The 3,543-nt window shown below is 68.2% G+C and carries 4 protein-coding genes, 1 tRNA gene and 1 pseudogene; 3 read left to right on the top strand and 3 right to left on the bottom strand.

Going from position 1 to position 3,543, the window contains the following annotated elements; translation table 11 throughout:
• Nucleotides 1-316: pseudogene (locus WA317_RS10050) on the top strand (quinone-dependent dihydroorotate dehydrogenase); the annotation flags it as partial.
• Here WA317_RS10050 and WA317_RS10045 read toward each other — a convergent pair.
• Nucleotides 313-843: a YbhB/YbcL family Raf kinase inhibitor-like protein gene (locus tag WA317_RS10045; protein ID WP_425172890.1), complete on the bottom strand. Its 531-nt coding sequence runs from the start codon at nucleotides 841-843 to the stop codon at nucleotides 313-315. The pseudogene WA317_RS10050 and the gene WA317_RS10045 overlap by 4 nt on opposite strands.
• Before the next feature lie 24 nt (nucleotides 844-867).
• Nucleotides 868-2,223 (bottom strand): M20/M25/M40 family metallo-hydrolase, encoded by a 1,356-nt coding sequence (locus WA317_RS10040; protein WP_425172889.1) that lies wholly within the window; start codon nucleotides 2,221-2,223, stop codon nucleotides 868-870.
• Between the two features lie 83 nt (nucleotides 2,224-2,306).
• Here WA317_RS10040 and WA317_RS10035 point away from each other — a divergent pair.
• Nucleotides 2,307-2,392: transfer RNA gene (locus WA317_RS10035), tRNA-Leu, on the top strand.
• Between the two features lie 157 nt (nucleotides 2,393-2,549).
• On the top strand, nucleotides 2,550-3,227 hold the full coding sequence (locus WA317_RS10030; protein ID WP_425172888.1) for a phosphoribosyltransferase: 678 nt from the start codon (nucleotides 2,550-2,552) through the stop codon (nucleotides 3,225-3,227).
• Nucleotides 3,228-3,234: 7 nt separating this feature from the next.
• On the opposite strand, the gene WA317_RS10025 is transcribed toward WA317_RS10030, so the two are convergent.
• Nucleotides 3,235-3,543, bottom strand: a 309-nt coding sequence (locus tag WA317_RS10025) for a hypothetical protein (RefSeq protein WP_425172887.1), incomplete at its 5' end; no start/stop codon positions are given.

Genomic DNA, 3,543 nt, shown 5'->3' with positions numbered 1-3,543 from the left:
CCTCGGTTCCGGCGGCGTGTCCGGACCGCCGATCGCCCGGCGGGCCGCCGAGGTGCTGCACCGGCTGTACGCCCGTGTCGGCGACCGGCTGGTGCTGATCAGCGTCGGTGGCATCGAAACCGCCGACGATGCCTGGGACCGCATCACCGCAGGCGCCGCGCTGCTGCAGGGCTACACCGGCTTCGTCTACGGCGGAGGCCTGTGGGCCAAGCACATTCACGATGGGATCACCCGCCGGCTCCACGACGGCGGGTTCACCTCCCTGAGCCAGGCCGTCGGTTCGGCGACCCGAAGCCCCGGTAGCCCCGCCTGCTAATGCTGCTCGTAGGTCCCGTGGATCACCGCGCGGGCGATGGCGTGCTGGAACAGGTTGAAGCCCAGGAACGCCGGAGTCGCGTCGTCGGGGAGATCCAGCTTGTCGACGTCCACGGCGGCCACGGTGATGTAGTAGCGGTGCGGGCCGTGGCCGGCCGGCGGCGCGGCTCCGATGTAGCGGCGCTGACCGGCGTCATTCCGCAGCGTCAGTGCGCCGCCGGGCAGATCGCTGCCGTCGCCGGCCCCGTCCGGCAACTCGGTGACGTTGGCCGGCAGGTTCGCCACGGCCCAATGCCAGAAGCCGGACAGCGTGGGGGCGTCCGGGTCGTAGACGGTGACCGCGAAGCTGCGGGTTTCCTCGGGGAAGCCGGACCAGCTCAGCTGCGGGCTGACGTCTTCGCCGCCGGCGCCCATGATGCCGCTGACCTGAGCGTTCGCCAGTGGCTGTCCGTCGGTCACCGACGCCGACGTCAGTTGAAACGTCGGCAGCTCGGGCAACCGGGCATACGGGTCGAGCGATGCGCTCATGGTCAGTCCTCTCCTGGATTCCGGTCAGCAGTGTTGCAGAAGGTTGGCCAGCACCTGGGTGCCGAACTTCAGCGCCTCGACGGGTACCCGCTCATCTACGCCGTGGAACAACGCCGCGAAATCCAGCTCCGGCGGCAGCCGCAGCGGGATGAAGCCGAAACACCGAATACCTAAGCGCGCGAACGCTTTCGCGTCGGTGCCGCCGGAAAGCATGTACGGCACCGTTCGGGCGTCGGGATCTGCGGCCAGCAGCGCGGAGTTCATGGCTTCGACGAGATCACCGTCGAAAGCGGTCTCATACGACGGCAGCGAGGTAATCCACTCCCGGGTGACGTCGGGACCGATCAGCTCGTCGACTTCGGCTTCGAACGCCGGCAGCCGGCCGGGCAGCACCCGACAGTCGACGACGGCTTCGGCGACCGCGGGCACCACATTGGACTTGTAACCGGCATTGAGCATCGTCGGGTTGGCGGTGTCGCGCAGCGTGGCCTTCACGATGCGGGCGATCGACCCGAGCTTCTCGATGGCGCCTTCCAGATCCGGTGAATCGGTGTCGAAGGTGTATCCGGTCTCCTCCCCGACCGCGGCGAGGAATTGGGCGACAGCGTCGCTGAGCACCAGCGGAAACTGGTGACGACCCAGCCGCGCGACCGCTTCCGCGAGTGCGGTGACGACGTTGTGGTCATGCACCATCGAACCGTGCCCGGCCCGGCCCCGCGCGGTCAACCGCATCCATTGCAGACCCTTCTCTGCGGTCTCGATCAGATACAGTCGACGCTCGCCGCCGTCGCGGCGCGGCACCGTCAGCGAGAAGCCGCCGACCTCGCCGATCGCCTCGGTCACCCCGTCGAAGAGCTCCGGGCGGTTGTCCACCAGCCACTGCGCGCCGAGTTTGCCGCCGTTCTCCTCGTCGGCGACGAACGCGAACACGAGGTCACGGGGCGGCACGATGCCGGACCGCCGGAAGTGGCGGGCGACCACCATCATCATGCCGAGCATGTCTTTCATGTCGACGGCTCCGCGGCCCCAGACGTAGCCGTCCTCGATGGCGCCGGAGAACGGGTGCACGCTCCAGTCGGCTGCCAAGGCGGGCACCACGTCGAGATGACCGTGGACCAGCAGCGCCCCGCGGGAGCTGTCGGCGCCGGCGAGTCGGGCGAACACATTGCCCCGACCGGGCCCGCCGGATTCGACGTACTCGGTTCGGTAACCCACCTCTTCGAGTTGGGCGGCGACCCACCGGGCGCACTCGGCCTCGCCTCTGGTGGTATCCGGATCGCCGGTATTGGTGGTGTCGAATTGGATCAGCCGGCTGACGACAGCGGTAACCTCGTCGACCGGAACGCCGGAAGCAGCCGTCACAATCACCTTTCCTACCATCGACGCCCATCGCCGAGCAGCGCGAGCGGGTTTGGGGAGGTACCTTTCGATCCGATAGCCTTAGCTGCCGATTGATCGATTCGGTCCGAGTGGCGGAATGGCAGACGCGCTAGCTTGAGGTGCTAGTGCCCTATTAATGGGCGTGGGGGTTCAAGTCCCCCCTCGGACACCGATTTTTCTGCGCGGCGTGGTGTTTGCGGCCCCCGGCGGGCTCCCCCGTTGTACGTTCGCCGGAAAATGTGACGGTGGCAATCCGGGAGCGACGCGATGCCTGCGGTCGTAGGCTGGTCATGGCCAGCGTTGCCACCTGACAGCGGACACAACCAATGAACCGATCGAGCGGCTTTCTGCACCGGACGTCCCGGCGCAGCTTCCAGGACCGCCGGGAAGCCGGCCGGATGCTGGCCGAAGAACTCGCGTCCTATCGGGGCAAGGACGACCTGCTGGTATTGGGCCTGGCGCGCGGCGGTGTGCCGGTCGGCTGGGAGGTCGCCGCCGCACTGCCCGCCGAGCTCGATGTCTTTTTGGTGCGCAAGCTGGGCGTGCCGCACTGGACCGAGCTCGCGATGGGAGCACTGGCCAGCGGCGGCGGAATCGTGATGAACGACAACGTGATCGGCAGCCTCGGCATCAGCGACGAGCAGGTAAGCGCGGTCATCGATCGCGAGGCAACGGAGTTAGAGCGTCGGGAGCGCGCCTACCGCGGCGACCGGCCGCCCGCGGATCCCCGCGGCAAGACGGTGTTCCTCGTCGACGACGGGATAGCCACCGGCGCCAGCATGCTCGCCGCGGTGCGCGCGCTGCGCGCCGTCGGACCGAAATCGATCGTCGTGGCGGTGCCGGTCGGCCCGTCTGCGGTGTGCGAGCAACTCGGGCGAGAGGCTGACGACGTCGTGTGCGCGATCACGCCGGCGCAATTCGAGGCGGTCGGCCAGGTTTTCGCCGACTTCCGGCAGGTGACAGACGACGAAGTTCGCCGGCTCCTCGCGATGCCGCCCGGATGACCGTCCGCTAGCGGGTGTTGTCTGTGTTGTCCTTGCCGGCGGCACCGTGATCCGCTGTGCCGTGGTCGTATTCGTCTGAGCCGCCCGGCTCGGCGCTGGCGCCGGCGCCGGATTCCTCGCGAGGCGCGGACGCCTTCTCGGCGTCGCTTGTTGCTTCCTCGGGGTAGTCCTCAAAAGATTCCAGGTCGCTACCGCCGAGCTGGCTGCCGGCCGCGGCTGCTGTCCCGCCCTTGGGCTCAGGGTCCGTCCTATCCGGGTTTCCTAATTTGTCGCCGTCGACTGCGCGTCGCTGACGCTCGCGCAGCGCGTCGACAAT

This window comes from Mycobacterium sp. (assembly GCF_049802695.1).
Lineage (GTDB): Bacteria > Actinomycetota > Actinomycetes > Mycobacteriales > Mycobacteriaceae > Mycobacterium.
The sequence above is the reverse complement of the archived record's forward strand: the minus strand, read 5'-3'. Positions and strand labels throughout refer to the sequence as shown.